The following is a 22,323-nucleotide window of genomic DNA, read 5'->3' as shown; positions in this document are numbered from 1 at the left end:
ACGGCCGAGGAATTCGACGAGAGGAACAGGACTGCACGTGAACGATGAAGGACGAGTGCTCGCGGGGCGATACCGCGTCGGCGCCCTCATCGGGCGCGGCGGCATGTCCGATGTCCACGTCGGAACCGACACCAGGCTGGGGCGTCAGGTCGCGATCAAGCTGCTGAAGCCGCAGCTCGCAACCGACCCCGCGTTCCGCATGCGGTTCCGTCAGGAGGCGCAGTCGGCGGCGCGCATGGCGCATCCGACGATCGTTCGCGTCTTCGACGCCGGCGAGGAGACGGTCGTCGACTCCGCGGGGCAGGAGGTGCAGCTGCCGTTCATCATCATGGAGTTCGTCGAAGGCCGCCTGCTGAAGGACATCATCCACGATGGTCCGCTCGAGGCGACCGCGGCGGTGCGGGTCATCGACGGCGTGCTCACCGCACTCGAGTACTCCCACCGTGCCGGCGTGGTGCACCGCGACATCAAGCCCGGCAACATCATGATCACGACCGCCGGTCAGGTGAAGGTCATGGACTTCGGCATCGCGCGTGCCGTCTCCGACTCGTCGACGACCGTCGCGCAGACCACGGCGATCCTCGGCACCGCCTCGTACTTCTCGCCCGAGCAGGCGAAGGGCGAGACCGTCGACGCCCGCACCGACCTGTACTCCACGGGCGTGGTGCTGTTCGAGATGCTGACCGGTCGACCGCCGTTCCGCGGCGACACCCCCGTCGCAGTGGCCTACCAGCACGTCAGCGAGCGCCCGGTCAAGCCGAGCGTCGTCAACCCGAAGGTCTCGCCGGCGCTCGATTCGGTGGTGCTCCACGCCCTCGCGAAGAACCGCGACCAGCGCTACCAGACGGCCGCGGAGTTCCGTGCCGATGTCGACACCGCAGCAGCCGGCCAGGTGCCCGTGCACCGCGAACCCGACCAGGCCACGATGCTCTTCGGAGCACCGACCGGCTCGCTCTCGAGCTCCGAACTCGCCCTGCGACAGCTGGCCGAAGACGAGACGATGACCAGAACCCAGCGCCGGCCGCCGGCGATCTGGATCTGGTCGGGCATCATCGGCGTCATCGTCATCGTGATCGCCGTCATGTACTGGGCCTTCAACCTGCAACCGACGGCCGAGTTGCCGTCGAACGTCAAAGAGATCCCCGTGCTCACCGGTAACACCTACGAAGAAGCCGTCGACATCCTGCAGGAGCTCGGGCTGCCCGCAACTCCCGTCGAGAAGACCGATGACACCGTTCCGGCGGGCCAGGTGATCGGCACCGACCCGCCCGCACACGAGATCGTCGACAACGGCACCGCGGTGACCGTGTTCGTCTCGACCGGAAAACAGGCCGTGACCGTGCCAGACCTTCGGAACAAGACCCTCGAACAGGCGAAGGCCGACCTCAAGGCCCTCGGCCTCGTGGCGGGTGTCGAGACGAGGGAGTCCTCGCCGACCGTTCCGGCCGACACCGTGCTCGGCACCTCGCCCGAGGCGGGCTCGGCGGTCGAGGTCGGTTCCACGGTCGACTTCCGCATCTCGAGCGGCACCGTCACGCTCCCCGATGTGACCGGTCAGACGCTCGAAGCGGCGACCTCCTACCTCGGGGCCGAGAACCTGCAGCTCACGGCCGTTCCCAAGCCCGATGGCTCATGCGACTCGCAGCCCGGCTCGCCGGTCACCCAGCAGTCGCTCGCACCCGGAGACGTACCGCAGCACTCCTCGGTCGAACTCACCTACTGCGCCGGCTGACCCGCACCGCGGGTCGAGGGCCAGCGCAGCAAGACAGCACGGGCGGTCACCGCGACCCTTCCGGGGGCTCACGCGGCGTGCTCGACGTCGATGACCCCTCAGCCGGCGGTCGCCCGCACGAGCGGGCTCAGGCCCACGGCGCGCTCCCGCGCCTCGGGCATGCCCGCGACCGCCAGCCAGTTGCCGAGCATGCGGTAGCCGCCCTCGGTCAGCACCGACTCGGGGTGGAACTGCACGCCGAAGATCGGGGCGCTCTCGTGCCGGAGACCCATGATGACCCCGCCTTGAGTGCGGCTCGTCACGATGAGCTCATCGGGCACCGTGTCGTCCACGACGGCGAGCGAGTGATAGCGAGTCGCCGTGAACGGCTGGGGCACCCCGTCGTAGAAGTCGCTGCCGTCGTGGGTGATGCGCGAGGTCTTGCCGTGCATCAGCTCTTCGGCGTTCGTGACGACCGCACCGAACGCCTCGGCGATCGCCTGGTGGCCGAGACACACGCCCAGGATCGGCTGCCCCGATGCGAGGGCGGCTTCGACGACCGGGATCGACACACCGGCATCCGACGGCTTGCCCGGACCCGGTGAGATCAGCACCGCGTCGTACTCGGCGATGCGGGCGGCGACATCGGCGACGTCGAACGAGTCGTTGCGCGCGACCTCGGTCTCGGCGCCGAGCTCCTGCAGGTAGCCGTTCAGCGTGTAGACGAAGCTGTCGTAGTTGTCGATGACGAGGATGCGGGCAGGGGTGTTGTCCATGTGTCAGCTCACTCCACCGTGACGTTGATCGGGTTCAGGATGCCGTCGACCCACGGGAACACCCATGTGAAGAGGGCGAACACGACGGCGACCACGAGCAGCAGCATCAGGATGACGCGCAGCCACACCGGGCCGGGCAGCACTCTCCAGAGCGCTCCGTACATCTTCTCAGTCCCCCCACTTCGCGACGATCGGCGCGATCTCGGCCGGCGCACCGGCGGCGCTCGGCTGCCACGACTCGAGCACGCCGTAGGCGATGATGCGCTCGGCGGTCGAGAACAGCGGGTTGCAGCTCGTGAGCGTGACCAGCCGGTCGGTCGGAGCGAGGTCGGGGTGATGCGGCACAGGTGCCAGCACGTCGACCGTCTCGGGCGTCACGTACTCGAAGTCGCGGAACCGGTAGGTGTACCAGCCGTCCTTCGTCTGGATGTAGATCGCATCGCCGAGCTGCAGCTGCTCGATCTCGTGCATGCCACCGCCATAGGCACTGCGGTGGGAGGCGATCGCGAAGTTGCCGACTTCGCCGGGTCTCTGCGTCTGCGGGTAGTGCCCGACGCCGAGGTCGAAGCTGTTCAGCACGTCGAGGCCGTAGCCCTCGGCGATGTTGCGCTGCGAGTCCTCGCCGAAGCGGGGTACGTACATGACCGCGAACGCGTCGCCGTTGGAGTACTCGGTGGTGTCGACGACCGGATCGCCGTAGTCGGCCGGCTCGGGCGGTGGCGTGGCACCCTGGCTCGCGCGCGCCTGTTCGAGCCATCGACTGCTCTGCTCGGATGCCGCGGACGACTGCTGCCCGGCCATGATCGCGTCGTTCCACCAGAGCTGCCAGCCGAGGAACAGCAGGATCAACACTCCGGCGGTGAGCAGCAGTTCGCCGAGCACCCCGACGACGCTCACACGGGGATGCCGAGCCTCCGAGGAGCGGCGTGCGCGCCGCGCATCGGGCTGAGACTCGGACATGAGGGCGATTCTAGCCCGGGGAGCAGTGAACCGAATGTGTTCGCAGGCCCTCCCTCGGCTAGAATCACCCGCATGGCACGTACGAAATCATCGAAGCCCGCGCGCGCAGAACAGGCGAGCGGCGAAGAGGCTCCGAACCCGGTGTGGTTCAAGCCCGTCATGTTCGGCTTCATGCTCGTCGGGCTGGCCTGGATCATCGTGTTCTACGTGAGCCAGGGTGCGTACCCGATCGCCAGCCTCGAGTCGTGGAACATCCTCATCGGCTTCGGCATCGCCTTCATCGGCTTCCTCATGACCACTCGCTGGCGCTAGCCGGCGCCTACACGCGCACCAGAGGGGCGGATGCTGCGGCATCCGCCCCTCTGTCGTTGCTGCTCCGCCGCGCTCGATTCACGCCGACGCGATGCAGAGTTCTCCACAGGCTGTGGAGAACCGGAAGACCCCGTGTCCCCCGTAATGACGACAATTACACCGGTGTAACTCTCCCCAGCTGTGGAGAGAGCTGTGGATAACCTCGAACGGCGTCAGGCGATCGGGAAGAGGAAGTAGCGCAGGCTCAGCAGCACGAGCACCACGCCCACGCCGACCAGGAGCCACACCTGCAGGCGCCGCTGCGACCGCTTGCGGGTCTCGACCAGGATGAAGCCGATGAGGGCGCCGGCGGCGAGCCCGCCGAGGTGCGCCTGCCAGGCGACGTTCATGCCGGGGATGAACCCGATGACCAGGTTGATGCCGAGCAGCACGAACAGCTGGGTCGACTGCCCGCCGAGTCGACGCTGGATCACGAGGAAGGCGCCCATGAGCCCGAAGATGGCCCCGGATGCCCCGACGACCGGCATGTTCGGCGGTGCGAGCCAGAGCACGCCCACCGAGCCGGCGAGGCCGGCCAGCAGGTAGAGCGTGAGGTAGCGCCATCTGCCGAGCAGGCCCTCGAGCAGTTGCCCGAAGATCCACAGGGTGTACATGTTGAGCAGCAGGTGCAGGATGCTGCCGTGCGCGAACACCGACGTCATCATGCGCCAGGGCTCGAGGTAGCCCGGATGCGAGTAGAGGCCCGCGTAGCGGATCGCCCCGGTGACGCCGAGGCCGGGGATCATCTGCAGGAGGTACACCGCAACGGAGATGCCGATGAGGGTATACGTGACCACGGGTGCGCCACGACCGGCGGCTGAGCGCATGCGCGTCAGCACGGCCGGCTTGGTGCGCGGGGCGCTGGCGCGCTGCTCGCGCATGCACTCCGGGCAGATGACCCCGACGGGGGCCTGGGTCTGGCACTCGGGGCAGATCGTGCGTCCGCACCGCTGGCAGAGGATGTAGCTCTGCCGATCAGGATGCCGGTAGCAGAAGTTCGACCGATCTGGCCCCGAGTCGCTCACCTGCGGGTCAGAGCTGCTCGACGGAGACGCTCTCGATGACGATGTCCTCGAGCGGCTTGTCGCGACCATCGGTCGCCACGGCGGCGAGCTTGTCGACGACGGCCTGGCTCGCCGGGTCGGTCACCTTGCCGAAGATGGAGTGCTTGCCCTGCAGCCACGTGGTGGGGCCGACGGTGATGAAGAACTGCGAGCCGTTGGTGCCGCGACCCATCTGGATGCCGGCGTTGGCCATCGCGAGCACGTAGGGCTCCGTGAAGTCGAGCTCGGAGTTGATCTCGTCGTCGAACTGGTAGCCGGGGCCGCCGACGCCCTGGCCGAGCGGGTCGCCGCCCTGAATCATGAAGCCGGGGATGATGCGGTGGAAGATGACGCCGTCGTAGAGGGGCGCCGTGGACTTCTCGCCCGTGGCGGGGTGGGTCCATTCGATCTCGCCCGTGGCGAGGCCGACGAAGTTCTTGACCGTCTTCGGGGCGTGGTCGCCGTAGAGGTCGACCTTGATCGGTCCGTGGTTGGTGTTGAGCGTCGCGACTGCGGTAGGAATCGGCATCCTCATATTCTGTCACGGGTGGATTCGTCAAGCGGCATGCCGTATTCGGACTCCCACCTCGCTTCCAGCCGTTTCGGTGGCAAGATGGAGTGGTTCGCTGCCATCGATGGAGGTCGAGATGAGCCTGTCACGCAAGCGCCGGAAGGAACTCAAGCGACTGCAGAGCAACGCTGGGGAACTCTGGGGGAACCAGCAGATCGTGCTCGAGCACGCCAACGCCGTCGCCCGCGAGGCCAGCCGTCAACTCGGCCACCTCACGCGCGAAGAGGTCGTGCCGCGAGTTCGCACCGGGTACGACAGCTATGTCCGCCCCAACGTCCAGCGGGCGAGCACCGCCGCGCGCGCGGCCGGTGACACCATGGAGCGCACGGTCGGCAATGCGCTCGGCTCCGTGCTCTCGATCGGCGACATCGCCAACGACGCCCGCGTGCGCCGCGCCCTCGAGCGCGTCTCGCCGCGCGCCGCAGTCGTCGTCAAGGAGAAGAGCGGCCCCGGCTTCGGCACCTACCTCGCGATCGGCGCCGGCATCGTCGCTGCAGCGGGTGTGGCGTACGCCGTCTGGCAGACCTTCCGGGCTGACGATGAACTCTGGGTCGCCGACGACGAGCCCGCTGCGGGTTCGAGCCCCGCAGCCTGACCTGCACGAGTTTCCGAAGGCCCCGCCTGCTCCAGGCGGGGCCTTCGTCGTCTCCGCGAGTCCCCATCAGTCAGTGCAGACCCTGAATCTCGACGAATCTGTGAAAACGCCTTGCGGTTGGCGTGAGAATCCCGCTAGTGTCTAAAACCGTTGTCGAATACGCAATGCAGAGAGGAGTTGATACCCATGATGAAGCACATCTTCACGCCAGCATTTACTGCGGCCCACACGGGAGTCCTCCTCGCGCCTCGGGCCTGCTAGCAGTTCGCCTCGACGTCTCGCGCGTTCGCGCCTGATCGTCCACTCCGCCCCTCGGGCGTGACCCAGCGGCTCCTGCCGCACATCCGTCTGCGACCTCGTCGCCGGCCGCTTCCTGTGAAGCGAGCGGATGTCTCCGGCTCACGCCTCCGCGGACGCGCTGCACGGCACTCGCCGTCCTGCGCTGCACCGAGCCCGCTCGTCGGGCTCGCACCGATCGCCTCCAGACGCGATCCCTGTGCCGACCGGTTCCGCAGACGCGGTTCGGGCCGGACTCCGGCGGCTCCGACCGATCCGCCACTTGCATCACCCCATCGCACCACCACACCCAGAAGGAATCACCGTGAATACGAGCACCATCTCCGCCGGCCGCACCGCACAGGTGCAGGCCGTCACCCTCCGCGCAGACGCGCGACAGATGAGCGATCGCCTCGCACGCCGCGCGGCCCACGCACTCCTCTCCTGGAGCCGTCGTCGGGACGAACAGCGCACGCACTCGGCGACCGCCGAACGCCGCAGGAACGAACAGGCCGCAGCACGCCTGCAGGCCGACGAGTTCCGGCGCATCACCCTGATGGCACAGCCGCTGATCTGAGCGACCATGCACAACATCGACAGCAACACACCAGCCAGGCCCCCGCAGGTCGGCGTCGCGAATCACGCGATGACGCCGACCCGCGGGGAGCTCGGCCACTCGCGGCCGTGTCGCGAACGGTTCGGCCACGACGGCCGGAACGTCGGCGACACGGCCGCGAGTGCATCCCGTGCGTTCCGCGGAGCCCGGATCCCGGAGCGCGGAACCCCTGGCCTGGCTGCTACTCCTGAACCGACGGCGGCACGCCATCGGCCGGTTCTGCGGCATTCAGCCGCAGCGCGATGTCGAGGAGGCTCACGCGCTTGAGGCGCGGCACCTCGTCGAGCGCGAACCAGCGGGCCTCGTCGCTCGAGCCGTCGACCTCGTTGCGGAGTTCCCCGCCGACCACGCTCGCCCGATAGATGACGCGCATCGCGTAGAGGGGCGCGGCACCCGTGTGACGCTTCGACGTCGGCACGACCATGGTGTCGATGCCGAGCAGACGGTCGACGGATGCCTCGTACCCCGTCTCCTCGAAGATCTCCCGCCGAGCCGCCACAACCGGGTGCTCGGCGCCCTCGATGCCGCCACCGGGCAATGTCCAGCCGGAGCGACCGTGCTCGTTCCAGTGCGAGAGCAGGATCCGGCCCTCGTGGATGATGACCCCGTACGCAGCGATGCGGATGTCCATCAGCACACTGTAGCGGGGGCATCGACGAGCCGGCCCAGCGCCGCTATGGTCGAGGCACCGAGCGAACGGAGCGTCACGATGGCCGAGGCGTCGAACATGATCGCCGCGTCACCCGAAGTCGATCGATATCTCGACGGCCTGCCCACGGATCTTGCGGGCACGCTCGCGCGACTCCGAGACGGCATCCGCGGCGTCGCGCCCGCCGGCGCCGTCGAGAACATCAAATGGAACGGCCCGAACTATGCGCTCGACGGCGTCGATCGAGTCACGGTCGGCACCGACCCGCGCGGAAAGGTGCGCATCGTGATGCACCGGGGCGTGAAGATCGTCGATTCCGAGGGCTTCAGCTTCGAGGACGACACCGGCCTGGTGCGCTGGGCGGCGGCCGACCGCGGCGTGATCGCACTCGACCCGGCCGAGATCGACGCACATCGCGATGAGATCGTCGTGCTCATCGAACGCTGGCTGCGGCTGTGACGGAGTCGAGTCGAACGCCGGATCGCTGCGAGGTGCGGGTATCGAGTGACGCCAAGTGGGAAACTGTGGAGCCTAGGAGATTCGAACTCCTGACATCCTGCTTGCAAAGCAGGCGCTCTACCAACTGAGCTAAGGCCCCGAGCGGATGCCGAGGCATCCGTTCTTCATATTGAATTGTTCACAGTGGGGATACGAGGACTTGAACCTCGGACCTCTTCGTTATCAGCGAAGCGCTCTAACCGCCTGAGCTATATCCCCGAATTTCGGCCAGAGGAAACACTACCGGACGCGGCAGGAATCTCCGAATCGGGCCGAACGCGGCGTCAGTTGTTGGTGAAACCGACGAGGATGCCGCCCGTGATCTTGACGCTCAGGTTGTAGAGCACCGCGATGATGGCGCCGAGCGCCGTCGTGACCACGAGGTTCAGGAGCGCAGCGACCACGGCGAAGCCCATGACGTTGCCGAGCGACAGGATCGACGTGAGATCGCCGCCCGTGCCCGCAACGTCCTGCACGAGCTCGTTGATCTTGCCGAAGATGCCGGTCGAGTTCAACACGGTGTAGATGAGGAAGGTGGCGACGATGCTGACGACCGCGAGGCAGACCGCGACGAGGAAGGACAGCTTCACCGCCGACCAGAAGTCGATGTAGACCAGACGAAGGCGCACCTGCTTGGCAGGGGTCTTGCGGTTGGACTTGCGGGCCAGCTTCTCGGCGACGCTACTCATGTAGGGTTACTCCTCTCGCGCGGGCTCGGCCGCTTCGGACTCTGCGGCCTCCTCCACGAGATTCCGTTCGGAATTCTTCGCGATGGCGATGATCCGGTCGTCGTTCGCGAACTTCGCGAACACGACGCCCATCGTGTCCCTGCCCTTGGCGGGAACCTCGGCGACGTCAGAGCGTACCACCTTGCCGCTGGCAAGAACCACAAGCACCTCGTCGTCGCGACCGACGATCAGGGCGCCCGCGAGGTCGCCTCGATCCTCGTTCAACTTGGCCACCTTGATGCCGAGACCGCCTCGGTTCTGCAGACGGTACTGGTCGACCGCGGTGCGCTTCGCGTACCCGCCCTCGGTGACCACGAAGACGTATCTGGCCTCGTCTCCCGCGCTCGCCTCGGCCTCTTCGGCCTCGGCACCGTCGGTGAGCGACGCGGCGACGACGGATGCCTCGAGCAGCTGGTCGCCCGCACGGAACGACATGCCCTTCACACCCGAGGTCGAGCGACCCATGGGCCGGAGCGCCTCATCCGTCGCCTCGAAGCGCAGGGACATGCCCTTCTTCGAGACGAGGAGGATCTCATCGTGCTCATCGGCGAGCATCGCCGAAACGAGCTCGTCGCCTTCACGTAGGTTGATCGCGATGACGCCGCGAGAGCGGTTCGTGTCGTACGCGGTGAGCTCGGTCTTCTTGACGAGGCCCTCGCGGGTCGCCAGCACGAGGTACTGGGCAACGCTGTAGTCGCGGATGTCGAGGATCTCGGCGATCTGCTCGTCGGGCTGCATCTCGAGCAGGTTCGCGACGTGCTGGCCCTTCGCGTCGCGTCCGGCCTCCTGGATCTCGTACGCCTTCGCCCGGTAGACGCGGCCCATGTTCGTGAAGAACAGCAGCCAGTGGTGGGTCGTCGTGACGAAGAAGTGCTCGACGACGTCGTCGGCGCGCAGCTGGGCGCCCTTGACTCCCTTGCCGCCGCGGTGCTGCGAGCGGTAGTTGTCGCTGCGCGTGCGCTTGACGTAGCCGCCGCGCGTGACGGTGACCACCATCTCCTCTTCGGGGATGAGGTCTTCGACCGACATGTCTCCGTCGAAGCCCGGCATGATGTGCGTGCGCCGCTCGTCGCCGTACTTCGCGACGATGTCGGCGAGCTCGGTCGAGACGATCGTGCGCTGGCGCTCGGGGCGGGCCAGGATGTCCTGGTAGTCGGTGATCTCGGCCTGGATCGTCTCGGCCTCGTCGATGATCTTCTGGCGCTCGAGCGCCGCGAGACGACGGAGCTGCATCGCGAGGATGGCGTCGGCCTGGATGTCGTCGATCTCGAGCAGGTTCTTGAGCCCGTCGCGAGCGTCGTCGACGGTCGCCGACGCACGGATCAGTGCGATGACCTCGTCGAGCGCGTCGAGCGCCTTGAGGTAACCGCGCAGGATGTGCATGCGGGCCTCGGCCTCACGCAGCAGGTACTGCGTGCGGCGCACGATCACTTCGATCTGGTGGTCGACCCAGTGCGCGATGAAGCCGTCGATCGAGAGCGTGCGCGGCACGCCGTCGACGATCGCGAGCATGTTCGCGCCGAAGTTCTCCTGCAGCGAGGTGTGCTTGTACAGGTTGTTCAGCACGACCTTGGCGACGGCATCGCGCTTCAGCACGATCACGAGGCGCTGGCCGGTTCGGCCCGAGGTCTCGTCGCGGATGTCGGCGATGCCGCCGACCTTGCCGTCCTTCACGAGGTCGGCGATCTTGATCGCGAGGTTGTCGGGGTTGACCTGGTAGGGCAGTTCGGTGACGACGAGGCAGGTGCGACCCTGCAGTTCCTCGACCGAGACGACGGCGCGCATCGTGATCGAGCCGCGACCCGTGCGGTACGCGTCGTTGATGCCCTTGACGCCGAGGATCTGCGCCCCGGTCGGGAAGTCGGGTCCCTTGATGCGCTGGATCAGCGCTTCCTGGAGCTCCTCGCGCGAGGCCTCGGGGTGCTCGAGGTACCACTGCGCGCCGGATGCCACTTCGCGCAGGTTGTGCGGCGGGATGTTCGTCGCCATGCCGACGGCGATGCCGACCGAGCCGTTGACGAGCAGGTTCGGGAACCGTGCCGGCAGGATCGACGGCTCCTGCGTGCGACCGTCGTAGTTGTCCTGGAAGTCGACGGTCTCCTTCTCGATGTCGCGCACCATCTCGAGCGCGAGCGGAGCCATCTTCGTCTCGGTGTATCGCGGGGCGGCCGCGCCGTCGTTGCCCGGGGAACCGAAGTTTCCCTGGCCGAGCGCGAGCGGGTAGCGCAGGCTCCACGGCTGCACGAGGCGCACGAGCGCGTCGTAGATCGCCGTGTCGCCGTGCGGGTGGAACTGGCCCATGACGTCGCCGACGACGCGGGCGCACTTCGAGAAGGCGCGGTCGGGGCGGTAACCGCCGTCGTACATCGCGTAGATGACGCGGCGGTGCACGGGCTTCATGCCGTCGCGCACGTCGGGCAGTGCGCGCCCGACGATGACGCTCATCGCGTAGTCGAGGTACGAGCGCTGCATCTCGAGCTGCAGATCGACCTGGTCGATCTTGCCGTGGATGCCGGGGCCCTCGACGATGTCGTCGCCGCCGGGGTTGATCACATCAGATGTCAAGGAAACGCACGTCCTTCGCGTTCTTCTGGATGAAGTTGCGGCGGCTCTCGACGTCTTCGCCCATCAGGGTGGAGAAGATCTCGTCGGCGGCGGCCGCGTCATCCATGGTGACCTGCAGCAGCGTGCGGGTCTCGGGGTTCATCGTGGTCTCCCACAGCTCCTGGTGGTTCATCTCACCGAGACCCTTGTAGCGCTGCACGCCGTTGTCCTTCGGGATGCGCTTGCCTGCGGCGATGCCGGCGGCGAGCAGCGCGTCGCGCTCCTTGTCGGAGTAGACGTACTCGTGGTCGGAGTTGGTCCACTTCAGGCGGTACAGCGGCGGCTGCGCGAGGTACACGTAGCCGAGCTCGATGAGCGGGCGCATGTAGCGGAACAGCAGCGTGAGCAGCAGCGTCGTGATGTGCTGGCCGTCGACGTCGGCATCGGCCATGAGCACGATCTTGTGGTAGCGCGCCTTCTCGGTGTTGAAGTCCTCGCCGATGCCGGCGCCGAACGCCGTGATCATCGCCTGCACCTCGTTGTTGGCGAGGGCGCGGTCGAGGCGGGCCTTCTCGACGTTCAGGATCTTGCCGCGCAGCGGCAGGATCGCCTGCGTCTCGGGGTTGCGGCCCTGCACGGCGGAGCCGCCGGCCGAGTCGCCCTCGACGATGAAGATCTCGGAGATCGACGGGTCCTTCGACGAGCAGTCCTTGAGCTTGCCGGGCATGCCGCCCGACTCGAGCAGGCCCTTGCGCCGGGTCGCCTCACGCGCCTTGCGTGCGGCCAGGCGAGCGGTCGCCGCCTGGATCGCCTTGCGGATGATGTCGCGAGCCTGAGTCGGGTTGCGCTCGAACCAGTCACCGAGCTGGTCGGAGGTGACCTTCTGCACGAACGACTTGACCTCGGTGTTGCCGAGCTTCGTCTTCGTCTGGCCTTCGAACTGCGGTTCGGCGAGCTTCACCGAGATGACCGCGGTGAGACCCTCGCGCACATCGTCGCCGGAGAGGTTGTCGTCCTTCTCCTTGATGATGCCCTTCTCGCGGGCGTACTTGTTCACGAGCGTCGTGAGTGCCGAACGGAACCCCTCTTCGTGGGTGCCGCCCTCGTGCGTGTTGATGGTGTTCGCGTACGTGTGCACCGACTCGGTGTACGACGTCGTCCACTGCATCGCGACCTCGAGCGCGATCTTGCGCTCGGTGTCTTCGGTCTCGAACGAGATGATCTCGTCGTTCACGACATCGGACTTCTTCGAGCGGTTCAGGTATTCGACGTAGTCGACGAGGCCGCGCTCGTAGAGGAACGTGTCGGTACGCTGACCGGGAGTCGCGCCATCCGCATCATTCGCCGCCGTGTCGTCGGGGTCGATCTCGACGTGGCCGACGCGCTCGTCGGTCAGGCTGATGCGCAGGCCCTTGTTGAGGAAGGCCATCTGCTGAAATCTGGCGCGCAACGTCTCGTAGTCGAACTCGATGGTCTCGAAGATGTCGGGACTCGGCCAGAACGTGGTGGTCGTGCCGGTCTCGTCGCTCGGCTCGTCTTTCGAGAGCGGTGCATCGGGCACGCCGATCGTGTACGACTGGCGCCACACGTGGCCCTGGCGGCGCACGGCGACATCGAACTTCGTCGAGAGCGCATTGACGACGGATGCTCCGACGCCGTGCAACCCGCCGGAGACCGCGTAGCCGCCGCCACCGAACTTGCCGCCGGCGTGCAGCACGGTGTGGATGACCTCGACCGCCGAGCGGCCCTCGGTCTTGTGGATGTCGACCGGCATGCCGCGGCCGTCGTCGATGACGCGCACACCGCCATCGGGCAGGATCGTCACGTCGATGGTGGTGGCATGGCCCGCAAGCGCTTCGTCGACCGAGTTGTCGACGATCTCGGAGACGAGATGGTGCAGGCCTCGGGGACCCGTCGAGCCGATGTACATACCCGGCCGCTTGCGAACCGCTTCGAGCCCCTCGAGGACCTGGATCTCATCAGCACCGTATGCCGGTGTCTGCTGGGGCTTCGTCGGTTCCGCTGTCATGTGTGAATCGGGCTCCTGACCGTCATTCTGGCGACTCTCGATCCTATCAAATCGAGGGTCGGCGCAAGCCTCGAAGCGCCGTTCTGGGGCGATTTCAGGTTCCCAGTGACCGAATTTGCCTGCCTAGCCGTAGGTATCGCGTGGACCGCGCCCTGGAACCGATCTGGGACCCTTTTTCCAGGTGGGGGCATCCGGCCCCTGAAAGCGGATCGTGTCGACCCCTGCTCCGGGGAATCTCGTCGTGATCTCGGTGACGAGTTGCGTGCGCATCATGCGGAGCTGCGTCGCCCACGCCGTCGACTCGCACCGGACCTGCAGCACGCCGCCCTCGATCGCGATGGGTTCGGTGTGCCGCGCGGTCTCCTCCCCCGCGATCTCCGCCCACGACGCGAGCACGTCGTGCTGCGACAACGGGCCGCTCCAGCCGAGCTGCGCACTGAGGGAGTCGATGGTGTCGCCGAGCGGCTTCGGGTCGCGGCCCGGGCTGAAGGGCTCGCTGCCGGATGTCTCGCGCGTGCGAACCCTGCCCGGACGGCCGGTGCGCGTGCGGGGCTCGCCGCCGAAGATCTCGCGGAAGTGCTGGTAGACGCGGGAGGCCTCAGACATCGGCGGCCTCGGTCTCCGTGTCGGGCGCTCCATCGGCCTCGGGCTCAGTGGCGGAGACGGAGACGGTCTCGGCGACGGTCGCGGCAGGCGGCGTCGAGGAGTCGAGCTCGCCCTCGCCGTCGACGATCCGTCCGGCCGCGATGTGCACGATGCGGGCGGTGAGCGGGGCCGGCACGTCTTCGAGCACCGCCGCCGTCACGAGCACCTGCTCGAATCCGGCGATCGCGTGGGCCAGTCGCTCGCGCCGCAGGCGGTCGAGCTCGGCGAACACGTCGTCGAGCACGAGCACGGGGTCGCCGGTCATCGAGTCGCGACGCAGCAGTTCAGCCGAGGCGAGGCGCAGCGCGAGTGCGAACGACCAGGATTCGCCGTGGCTCGCATAGCCCTTCGCCGGGAGCCCGTTGAGGAGGAGCACGACGTCGTCGCGGTGCGGGCCGACGAGGGTGACGCCGCGCTCGAGCTCCTTCGGGCGGAGCACGCGCAGCGCTTCGGCGAACCGCTCTCGGGTGCCGACCGTCGAGGCGGCCGAGTCGACCACCTGCTCGGGGTCGGCATCGGGATCGGCGCCGTCGATCGAGAGCAGCGGGGTCATGCCCGGCCCGTGATCGGCGTCGACGATGGCGCGATACGCCGCGGCCAGGGGGTCGCGCAGTTCCTCGACGAGCGCGAGGCGCTGATCGATGAGTTCGGAGCCGAACGCGACGAGGCGTTCGTCCCAGATGTCGAGCGTCGTGAGCTTCTCGACGGCGAGTCCGCGCGCCCGTGCACTCTTCAGCAGGGAGTTGCGCTGCTTCAGCACTCGCTCGTAGTCGGCCATGACCCCGGCCAGCCGAGGGGTGCGCTGGATGAGCAGTTCGTCGAGCAGGCGCCGGCGCACCGAGGGCTCACCGCGTACGATCGCGAGGTCTTCCGGTGCGAAGAGCACGCTGTGCGCGTACCGCGGCAGCTCGCGGGTCTTCACGGCCGAGCGGTTCAACTGGGCCCGATTGGCGCCGTGGCGGTTCAGTTGCAGTTCGACGAGCAGCTCACGATCACCGTGCGAGAGCAGCGCCCGCACGATCGCGGCATCGGCACCCGCCCTGATGAGCGCCTGGTCGCCCGAGACCCGGTGCGATCCGAGCGTGGCGAGGTACCCGATCGCCTCGACGAGGTTGGTCTTGCCCTGGCCGTTGCGGCCGACCAGCACCGTTGCACCTGGGCCGAGTTCGAGCTCGGCGCGCGCGTAATTGCGGTAGTCGGTCAGCGAGAGCCGGGCGACGTGCACGCTGGGCTCCCTTCAGCAGCGGGGCATCCGGATGCCCCGGAGCCGACGGATTCGCAATTGATCACGCTACCCCGCACCGCCGACGACGGGCCCGGCCCGTGACGACGGACTAGCGCAGCAGCAGGTTCGGCTGCAGCAGGTACCGATAGCTGTCGGCGCCGGCCTGGTCCCGCGACGACTGGCTCGTGATGAGCACGGGGCCCGGCTTGTTGGGGTTCTCGGTCTTCGTGAAGGAGACGCGCACGAACTCCGAGTGCACGGCACCGAGCCCGTCGAGCAGGAACTGCGGCTTCAGGGAGACGACCGTGTCGTCGCCGGTGAGGATCGCATCGATCGACTCGGAGGCCTGGGCCTGCTCGCTGCCGATCGCCTCGAGGGTCAGCCCGTCGGCGGTGAAGCTGTAGCGAAGCGCGGCCTCGCGCTCGAGCACGAGGGCGACACGACGGGTCGCCTCGATGAGTTCGGCGGTGTTGACGACCGCGAAGTTGTCGACCGTCTCGGGGAACAGACGACGCACCGGCGGGAAGTTGCCCTTGATGAGGAGCGACGTCACCGTCTTCTTCTCGGCGCTGAACGCGATGAGCTCGCGGTCGTCGCGGCTCGTGATCGAGACCGAGATGGTGCCGGAGTGCCCGAACGTCTTGCCGACCTCCTGCAAGGTGCGGGCCGGGACGAGCGCGGTGACGGACTCCTCGCTCGCAACGCCGCCGCCGTCCCAGTCGAGCTCGCGGACTGCGACGCGGTAGCGGTCGGTGGCGACGAGGCTGAGGTTGTTCTCGCGCACCTCGAGCTGCACGCCGGTGATGACCGGGGTGACGTCGTCGCGCGATGCGGCGACGGCGACCTGCGCGACGGCTGCGGCGAACTCCTCAGCCGGAACGACACCCGACTGCTCGCCGATCTCGGGAATGGAGGGGTACTCCTCGACCGGCATCGACAGCAGCGTGAAGCTCGCCGAGCCGCAGCTCACGGAGATGCGGCTCTCTTCGGTCGACACGCGCACGGGAGCGTTCGGCAGGCGGCCGGCGATCTCGGCGAGGAGGCGGCCGGAGACGAGCACGGTGCCGGGCTCTTCGACGTCGGCCTGGATCTCGGTCTGCGAGGAGACCTCGTAGTCGAACGAGGAGAGCACGAGGCCGTCGGCGTTCGCCTGGATCAATACGCCCGAGAGGATCGGCAGCGTGGTGCGCTGAGGCAGCAGTTTGACGGCGAAGGAAACGGCCTCACTGAAGACGTCGCGGTTGACCTGGAACTTCACGGTACTCCCGTCGTGGATGTCGCTGGGTGGCTCCCATGCTATCCGCACAGTTCCCTCCAACGAGGGCGAATCGATGACGAACCGCATGGCGGAGCCGGCTGCTCGAGGCGCCCCGATTCACAAGGTTGTGGGAATCCCCGCTTAAACCCTTAACTCTTAACAGTGTTAACCGCTGTGGAAACTGTGGATGGTGTTCGGAGACCCGCGGAACGACGCTGATCCGGGGGCATCCGATCTGTGCACAGTGTGTGGGTTCGTGAGCGGATGCCTCGTGCCGATGCCGAACGCATGACACTGTTCTGCACAGGCGAGCACCCTGTCTCAACAGGCGCTGGGCGGTTGCTCGTTAACAATCCACAGGTTCTCCACAACTGTGGGAATCGGGCGTCAGAGGCCTGCACAGGCCCTGCAGACCTCGATTCGGACCGTTTTCGGGTGCGCCGAACACCCCTGTGCCGGTTGAGCCTGTCGAAACCTGAGCCTGTCGAAACCTGAGCCTGTCGAAACCCGAGCGCGGCGAACCCGAGCTTGCCCACGCCCGAGACGAACTCAGCGGTAGCGGCTGACCTGCTTGATGCGTGCGGTGAGCTCGGTGACCTGGTTGTAGATGGAGCGTCGCTCCTTCATGAGTTCCGAGATCTTCTTGTTCGCGTACATGACCGTCGTGTGGTCGCGGTTGCCGAAGAGCTGTCCGATCTTCGGCAGTGACAGGCTCGTGAGTTCCCGGCAGAGGTACATCGCGATCTGACGGGCGGTGGCCACGGCCTGCGATCGGCTCGAACCGTAGAGGTCGTCGACCGTCAACTTGAAGTAGTCGGCGGTGGCCGTGATGATGTCGACCGGCGAGACGACGTTGTCCGAGTCATCCGTGATGAGGTCCTTCAGCACCGTCTGCACGAGCGGCATGTCGACCGGTGTGCGGTTGAGGCTTGCGAACGCGGTGACGCGGATGAGCGTGCCCTCGAGCTCGCGGATGTTGCTCGACACCTTCGACGCCATGTACTCGAGGATGTCGTCGGGCACCTGGAGCCGCTCGGACTGCGCCTTCTTGCGGAGGATCGCGATACGCGTCTCGAGGTCGGGCGCCTGGACGTCGGTGATGAGGCCCCACTCGAAGCGGCTGCGCATGCGGTCCTCGAAGCCCGTGAGGTGCTTCGGCGGCACATCGCTCGTGATCACGACCTGCTTGTTGTGATCGTGCAGCGTGTTGAACGTGTGGAAGAACGCCTCCTGCGTCTCCGCCTTGCCCTGCAGGAACTGGATGTCGTCGATCAGCAGGATGTCGATGTTCCGGTAGCGCTGCTGGAAGAGGGAACCGCGGTTGTTCGCGATCGAGTTGATGAAGTCGTTCGTGAACTCCTCGGAACTCACGTAGCGCACGCGGATGCCGGGGTACAGGCTCATCGCGTAATGACCGATGGCGTGCAGGAGGTGGGTCTTGCCGAGTCCCGAGTCGCCGTAGATGAAGAGCGGGTTGTAGGCCTTCGCCGGCGCCTCCGCGACGGCGACCGCCGCCGCATGGGCGAATCGGTTGGACTGTCCGATGACGAAGCTCTCGAACGCGTACTTGGGATTCAGGCGCGTGTCGCGTGATGCGACGGGACTCGTGTTCTCGAAGACCGACTGCGGCGACGCCGGCAGCTCGACCGGATCGATGGAGTCATCGCCGAACGGCGACTGCGGCTCGGGGGCCCGCGCCTCTTCGAGCTCGGGATTGACGACGACGTAGAAGGAGGTCACGGGCGAGGGCGCCTCGACCACGCTCATCGCCGACAGCAGCGAGACCCGCATGCGCTGGTTGAGCATGCTCGCGGTGAAGTCGTTCGGCACCTCGAGATAGAAGGTGCCCGCCGCGATGCCCTTGGGTTCGACCAGGTTCAGGAATCCCTGGAGCATCGGGGTGATCGCGTCGTCGTCTGACAGCCGATCGAGGATCGTCGCCCACGTATCCGTGATGGGCTGTTCTGTCATCGTTCCCCGCATTCATTCGGTAGCCATCGTCTGGGCCGCTCATCGATCCCCCGATCGACGGAGCAAGCGGCGCGAGGCGCATGTTCTCTGCGTTGTCCACGGCCTGTGGGGAGATTTCGGAAGAAGCCCGAGAATCCGCGCACCAAGCTGGGGATAACTGGTGTCAAACGCTATCCGAGGAAGCCGCTCCCGACAAATGCCGATTGAGGGATTCGACAGTGCGGGCGTGTCGTTCCACAGGCGATCCTGAGGTTCGAGCGATACTGTCTCTTTTGAACTGCGGCCGTATCGATGTCGGTTCGGTTTGACCCCGAGCCCTTGAGGCCGTAGTTTTAATCAGTTGACCCCAGCCCGTCAAGGGCACCCAGTTTTCCCGCCTTCACGCAACCAGCGAATTCGGCGAGGAGATCCGAACGCCGGAGAAGAAGAATGAGCAAGCGTACTTTCCAGCCGAACAACCGTCGTCGCGCCAAGAAGCACGGCTTCCGCCTCCGCATGCGCACCCGCGCTGGCCGTGCCATCCTGTCGGCACGCCGCAGCAAGGGTCGCACCGAGCTCTCCGCGTAGTTCTTCGGTGCTCGCCAAAGCCAATCGCATCACGAGCGCCGACGACTATCGAGTCATCGTGCGCCGAGGTGCGAAGGTCGCCGGTGCCCACACCGTGAGCTATGTGCGCTCGCGGGAGTCGGGCACCGACGCACGCTTCGGCTTCATCGTCTCGAAGAAGGTCGGCGGCGCGGTCCGTCGCAATCTCGTGCGCCGGCGGCTCAAGGCCGTCTGCCACGAGGCACTCGGCGACGGCATCTCCGATGTCGACGTGGTTGTGCGAGCACTGCCGTCGGCGTCCCTCGCCGACTGGAACGAGATCCGTGCCGAGGTACTCGGCGCCCTCCAACGTCGGCGCGCACGCGTGCCGGCCGCCGCAGCGCAGGAGAAGGGCGAATAGCGTGAACAACGCCGTCCTGTTCGCTGCGCTCATCCCCCGCAACGCCGGGGTCCTCCTCATTCGCGGTTATCGGGCCGCGATTTCGCCGTTGTACGGCGATGTCTGCCGGTACTACCCGTCGTGTTCCGCCTACGGACTCGGCTCGGTGCAGCAACGAGGCCTCCTGGTCGGTTCGGCACTCACCGCTTGGCGCATTCTCCGATGCAACCCCTGGTCGGCCGGCGGTGTCGACGACGTTCGCGCGGCGAAGCACTCGCGGTACGGCGTCACCCGGTTCGGCTGGGTCGTCCCCGCCGGTTGGACGGATGCCGCGACATCCGCTGATCTCGACGCTTCGGGTCACGACCACTCTCACACTTCCGGCTCCGCCGGCCACGGTGCACTCATCGACGACGTTCACGTCGATTCGAGTGCCGCGGTCGTCTCGGCACCCGGTGCTCGCCGCGATGACGCGGCGCTCGAGCTCTCCTCCTCCACCGTGTTCCGAAAGGACTGACCCACCCAATGCCCGATATCTTCAGCCTGATCCTTTGGCCCATCAAGTGGGTCATCGAGCTGATCCTCGTCGCGTTCCACTCGATGTGGACGTTCTTCGGGCTCAACCCCGATGCCGGTGTGACGTGGGTGCTCTCGATCGTCGGTCTCGTCATCGTCGTCCGGGCCGCGCTCATCCCGATCTTCGTCAAGCAGATCAAGAGCCAGCGCCGCATGCTCGAGGTCGCGCCGCAGCTCAAGAAGATCCAGGACAAGTACAAGGGCAAGAAGGACCAGTTCTCTCGTGAGGCGATGTCTCGCGAGACGATGGACCTCTACAAGAAGACGGGCACCAACCCGCTCTCCTCCTGCCTGCCGCTGCTGCTGCAGATGCCGATCTTCTTCGGCCTGTTCTCGGTGCTCAACGACGCGCAGCACGACAAGGCCGGTGTCGGCGTGTTCACGCAGGACCTCGCCAACTCGTTCGCGAACTCGGAGATCCTCGGCGCTCCCCTGAAGGGCACGTTCATCGGTGCGATGAACGGCGAGTACCCGTGGCAGGTCATGGTCATCGCAGCGACGATGATCGTGCTGATGACCGCATCGCAGTTCATCACCCAGCTGCAGATCGTCTCGAAGAACATGTCGCCCGAGACCAAGGCGAGCCCGATGTTCCGCCAGCAGCGCATCATGCTCTACCTGCTCCCCCTCGTGTTCGCGTTCTCGGGTGTCGCCTTCCCGATCGGCGTCATGTTCTACTGGCTCGTCTCGAACTTCTGGACCATGGGTCAGCAGTTCGTCGTCATCCGCAACATGCCGACGCCGGGCAGTGAAGCAGCGAAGGCGCGCGAAGAGCGCCTTGCACGCAAGGGCAAGCTCGTCGTCGACGAGAAGACCCCGACCGAGATCGAAGCGCCTGAGGCGAAGAAGACCCAGCGCCAGCAGCCCGTGAGCAAGGCTCGCGCGAAGAAGCAGGGAAAGTAACCCATGACCGACGTACAGCACGACGCAGCTGACCGCTCGACCTCGCAGCTCGAGGAAGAGGGCGACATCGCCGCCGACTACATCGAAGAGCTCCTCGACATCATGGACCTCGATGGCGACATCGACATCGACGCGCGCAACGGTCGCGCCTATGTCTCGGTCAACGCCGGTGAAGGTGCGAACCTCAACCTGCTCGCGAAGCCCGAGACGGTCAGCGCGTTCCAGGAGCTCACCCGCCTCGCGGTGCAGACCAAGACCGGCGCGTTCTCTCGCCTGATCCTCGACATCGGCGGTTCGCGCGACGCACGTCGCGACGAACTCGCGGGTCTCGTCGAGCGCGCGGCCGAGCGCATCGAGGGCGGAGCCGCCGAGGCATCCCTGCCCCCGATGTCGTCCTACGAGCGCAAGCTCGTGCACGACCTCGTCGCCGAGCGCGGTCTCCACTCGGAGTCGCGCGGCGAGGGTTCCGATCGTCACACGGTCATCACCCGCGTTGGCTGACGTTTCACGTGAAACGATGATCGACGGACTCGAACCCGAACCGGCCGCGGCCGTCGAACTCTTCGGCGAGCACATCGAGGGCGGGCGGGCATTCACCGAAGCCCTTGCCCGTCACGGCGAGGAGCTCGGGCTGATCGGCCCGCTCGAACTGCCGCGTCTGTGGACCCGGCACATCCTGAACAGTGCCCTGGTCGCGCCGCTGCTGCGGCCGGGGCGGGTCGGCGACGTCGGTTCCGGCGCGGGCCTTCCCGGCATCGTGCTCGCGATCATGCGACCGGATGTCTCGTTCACCCTCATCGAACCGATGGAGCGACGCGTGGCGTGGCTCGAGCGTCAGGCCGAGGAACTCGGGCTCTCGAACGTGACGGTCGTGCGCGCCCGCGCTGAAGAGTCCAAGCTGTTCGACTCGCTCGACCAGGTCACGGCACGCGCCGTGAGCGCGCTCCGCACGCTCATCCCCGTGACCGCTCCCCTGCTGCGTCCCGGTGGTGAGCTCGTGCTCATGAAGGGCGCCGGAGTCGACGGAGAGATCGGCGCCGCCGAGAAGGTCATCCGCAAGTACCACCTGCACGACGTCGAGGTGCTGGTGCTCGGCGAGGGTGTCGTCTCCGAGGTCACGAGGGTGTTCCGCGCTACCGCGGGCTGAACGTATCCGGCGTGATCTCGGGGGTGCGCTCTGCGCCCGGCGATCTCGTTGCTGCTCATGCAAGTCCGGCTGACGCGACCCGTCGTGTGTTGCGTGCGGTCGATCCGGCCGGCGTCGACGCCCGGTGTTCACGGGCTCATGTCCTCGCGGCGGGCGTCGAGTGCGGTGTTGTTCACGAAGCCCGCGTGGCGGGCCTCGCCAGTTGTCTGATCGTGAGATCGGCCTGGCGCTCCGCCCCGACTCCCCCGCAGCTGGCCTTCACGGTTGGCGAGACCGCATGCACCCAGCATGTCCGCGGCCATCGTGGTGCCGTTCGTACGTGGTGC

The 22,323-nt window shown here is 66.7% G+C and carries 23 protein-coding genes, 2 tRNA genes and 1 pseudogene; 11 read left to right on the top strand and 15 right to left on the bottom strand.

All coding sequences use genetic code 11. The features are described from left to right. The first annotated feature begins 37 nt into the window (after positions 1 to 37). Positions 38 to 1,732: a Stk1 family PASTA domain-containing Ser/Thr kinase gene (gene pknB, locus BUR99_RS11225; protein WP_074260476.1), complete on the top strand. Its 1,695-nt coding sequence runs from the start codon at positions 38 to 40 to the stop codon at positions 1,730 to 1,732. A 98-nt stretch (positions 1,733 to 1,830) separates the two neighbouring features. Here the strand turns inward: pknB and BUR99_RS11220 are convergent, their stop codons facing one another. From BUR99_RS11220 to BUR99_RS11215, 3 genes are read right to left on the bottom strand one after another with little or no spacing between them, the layout of a single operon-like run. Then, positions 1,831 to 2,487 carry an anthranilate synthase component II gene (locus BUR99_RS11220; protein ID WP_074260475.1) on the bottom strand — a complete coding sequence of 219 codons (657 nt, stop codon included), beginning with the start codon at positions 2,485 to 2,487 and terminating at the stop codon, positions 1,831 to 1,833. An 8-nt stretch (positions 2,488 to 2,495) separates the two neighbouring features. Beyond that, on the bottom strand, positions 2,496 to 2,651 hold the full coding sequence (locus tag BUR99_RS20445; RefSeq protein WP_200802717.1) for a hypothetical protein: 156 nt from the start codon (positions 2,649 to 2,651) through the stop codon (positions 2,496 to 2,498). Between the two features lie 4 nt (positions 2,652 to 2,655). Next, the gene (locus tag BUR99_RS11215) at positions 2,656 to 3,447 is read right to left on the bottom strand and encodes a class E sortase (protein WP_084183933.1); all 792 of its coding nucleotides are present in this window, start codon (positions 3,445 to 3,447) and stop codon (positions 2,656 to 2,658) included. Between the two features lie 72 nt (positions 3,448 to 3,519). Here BUR99_RS11215 and BUR99_RS11210 point away from each other — a divergent pair, with 72 nt between their 5' ends. Continuing rightward, positions 3,520 to 3,759, top strand: a complete 240-nt coding sequence (locus BUR99_RS11210; RefSeq protein WP_074260473.1) for a cell division protein CrgA — start codon at positions 3,520 to 3,522, stop codon at positions 3,757 to 3,759. A gap of 212 nt (positions 3,760 to 3,971) precedes the next feature. Here BUR99_RS11210 and BUR99_RS11205 read toward each other — a convergent pair whose 3' ends face one another. Then, entirely contained in the window at positions 3,972 to 4,679 is a 708-nt protein-coding gene (locus BUR99_RS11205) for a rhomboid family intramembrane serine protease (RefSeq protein WP_234980829.1), read from the bottom strand. 151 nt (positions 4,680 to 4,830) lie between these two features. Continuing rightward, positions 4,831 to 5,370: a peptidylprolyl isomerase gene (locus BUR99_RS11200; protein ID WP_074260471.1), complete on the bottom strand. Its 540-nt coding sequence runs from the start codon at positions 5,368 to 5,370 to the stop codon at positions 4,831 to 4,833. Between the two features lie 118 nt (positions 5,371 to 5,488). Between BUR99_RS11200 and BUR99_RS11195 the strand changes: the two genes are divergently transcribed. Both BUR99_RS11195 and BUR99_RS11190 read left to right on the top strand, forming a co-directional pair. Further along, a complete protein-coding gene (locus tag BUR99_RS11195) occupies positions 5,489 to 6,007 on the top strand; it encodes a hypothetical protein (RefSeq protein WP_074260989.1) in 519 nt (172 codons plus the stop codon). Between the two features lie 601 nt (positions 6,008 to 6,608). Continuing rightward, entirely contained in the window at positions 6,609 to 6,860 is a 252-nt protein-coding gene (locus tag BUR99_RS11190; protein WP_074260470.1) for a hypothetical protein, read from the top strand. A 220-nt stretch (positions 6,861 to 7,080) separates the two neighbouring features. Here the strand turns inward: BUR99_RS11190 and BUR99_RS11185 are convergent, their stop codons facing one another. After that, positions 7,081 to 7,530 carry an NUDIX hydrolase gene (locus BUR99_RS11185; RefSeq protein ID WP_074260469.1) on the bottom strand — a complete coding sequence of 150 codons (450 nt, stop codon included), beginning with the start codon at positions 7,528 to 7,530 and terminating at the stop codon, positions 7,081 to 7,083. A gap of 78 nt (positions 7,531 to 7,608) precedes the next feature. Here BUR99_RS11185 and BUR99_RS11180 point away from each other — a divergent pair, with 78 nt between their 5' ends. Then, entirely contained in the window at positions 7,609 to 8,007 is a 399-nt protein-coding gene (locus BUR99_RS11180) for a DUF1801 domain-containing protein (protein ID WP_143231607.1), read from the top strand. A gap of 66 nt (positions 8,008 to 8,073) precedes the next feature. Here BUR99_RS11180 and BUR99_RS11175 read toward each other — a convergent pair. From BUR99_RS11175 to dnaA, 9 genes are all read right to left on the bottom strand, one after another. After that, a tRNA-Ala gene (locus BUR99_RS11175) sits at positions 8,074 to 8,146 on the bottom strand. A 45-nt stretch (positions 8,147 to 8,191) separates the two neighbouring features. Then, positions 8,192 to 8,265, bottom strand: a tRNA-Ile gene (locus BUR99_RS11170). Between the two features lie 65 nt (positions 8,266 to 8,330). Then, complete coding sequence (locus tag BUR99_RS11165; protein ID WP_074260467.1) at positions 8,331 to 8,735, bottom strand: DUF3566 domain-containing protein; 405 nt, start codon at positions 8,733 to 8,735, stop codon at positions 8,331 to 8,333. A 6-nt stretch (positions 8,736 to 8,741) separates the two neighbouring features. Further along, complete coding sequence (gyrA, locus tag BUR99_RS11160; RefSeq protein ID WP_200802743.1) at positions 8,742 to 11,246, bottom strand: DNA gyrase subunit A; 2,505 nt, start codon at positions 11,244 to 11,246, stop codon at positions 8,742 to 8,744. Between the two features lie 82 nt (positions 11,247 to 11,328). Continuing rightward, the gene (gene gyrB, locus BUR99_RS11155) at positions 11,329 to 13,347 is read right to left on the bottom strand and encodes a DNA topoisomerase (ATP-hydrolyzing) subunit B (RefSeq protein WP_074260466.1); all 2,019 of its coding nucleotides are present in this window, start codon (positions 13,345 to 13,347) and stop codon (positions 11,329 to 11,331) included. Positions 13,348 to 13,470: 123 nt separating this feature from the next. Then, positions 13,471 to 13,953, bottom strand: a complete 483-nt coding sequence (locus tag BUR99_RS11150) for a DciA family protein (RefSeq protein WP_143231606.1) — start codon at positions 13,951 to 13,953, stop codon at positions 13,471 to 13,473. Continuing rightward, entirely contained in the window at positions 13,946 to 15,217 is a 1,272-nt protein-coding gene (recF, locus tag BUR99_RS11145; protein WP_074260464.1) for a DNA replication/repair protein RecF, read from the bottom strand. Before recF ends, BUR99_RS11150 begins: the two co-directional genes overlap by 8 nt. 109 nt (positions 15,218 to 15,326) lie before the next feature. Beyond that, positions 15,327 to 16,475 carry a DNA polymerase III subunit beta gene (gene dnaN, locus BUR99_RS11140; protein ID WP_074260463.1) on the bottom strand — a complete coding sequence of 383 codons (1,149 nt, stop codon included), beginning with the start codon at positions 16,473 to 16,475 and terminating at the stop codon, positions 15,327 to 15,329. 549 nt (positions 16,476 to 17,024) lie between these two features. Beyond that, positions 17,025 to 18,446, bottom strand: a complete 1,422-nt coding sequence (gene dnaA, locus BUR99_RS11135) for a chromosomal replication initiator protein DnaA (RefSeq protein WP_074260987.1) — start codon at positions 18,444 to 18,446, stop codon at positions 17,025 to 17,027. A gap of 429 nt (positions 18,447 to 18,875) precedes the next feature. On the opposite strand from dnaA, the gene rpmH reads away from it, so the two are divergent. The 6 genes and pseudogenes from rpmH (at position 18,876) to rsmG (ending at position 21,997) form a co-directional block, all read left to right on the top strand. Beyond that, complete coding sequence (rpmH, locus tag BUR99_RS11130) at positions 18,876 to 19,013, top strand: 50S ribosomal protein L34 (RefSeq protein ID WP_055854070.1); 138 nt, start codon at positions 18,876 to 18,878, stop codon at positions 19,011 to 19,013. A gap of 7 nt (positions 19,014 to 19,020) precedes the next feature. Beyond that, complete coding sequence (gene rnpA / locus BUR99_RS11125; RefSeq protein ID WP_074260462.1) at positions 19,021 to 19,392, top strand: ribonuclease P protein component; 372 nt, start codon at positions 19,021 to 19,023, stop codon at positions 19,390 to 19,392. A gap of 1 nt (position 19,393) precedes the next feature. Beyond that, positions 19,394 to 19,684 (top strand): annotated as a pseudogene (gene yidD, locus BUR99_RS20565) (membrane protein insertion efficiency factor YidD); the annotation flags it as partial. A 212-nt stretch (positions 19,685 to 19,896) separates the two neighbouring features. Then, positions 19,897 to 20,850, top strand: coding sequence for a membrane protein insertase YidC (gene yidC / locus BUR99_RS11115; RefSeq protein ID WP_074260460.1), 954 nt, complete (start codon positions 19,897 to 19,899; stop codon positions 20,848 to 20,850). Between the two features lie 3 nt (positions 20,851 to 20,853). After that, on the top strand, positions 20,854 to 21,351 hold the full coding sequence (locus BUR99_RS11110; protein ID WP_074260459.1) for a Jag family protein: 498 nt from the start codon (positions 20,854 to 20,856) through the stop codon (positions 21,349 to 21,351). Between the two features lie 16 nt (positions 21,352 to 21,367). Further along, positions 21,368 to 21,997, top strand: a complete 630-nt coding sequence (gene rsmG, locus BUR99_RS11105) for a 16S rRNA (guanine(527)-N(7))-methyltransferase RsmG (RefSeq protein ID WP_074260458.1) — start codon at positions 21,368 to 21,370, stop codon at positions 21,995 to 21,997. The last annotated feature ends 326 nt before the right edge of the window (positions 21,998 to 22,323 follow it).

Source organism: Agromyces cerinus subsp. cerinus, from assembly GCF_900142065.1.
In the GTDB taxonomy this organism is placed as follows: Bacteria; Actinomycetota; Actinomycetes; order Actinomycetales; family Microbacteriaceae; genus Agromyces; species Agromyces cerinus.
The sequence above is the reverse complement of the archived record's forward strand: the minus strand, read 5'-3'. Positions and strand labels throughout refer to the sequence as shown.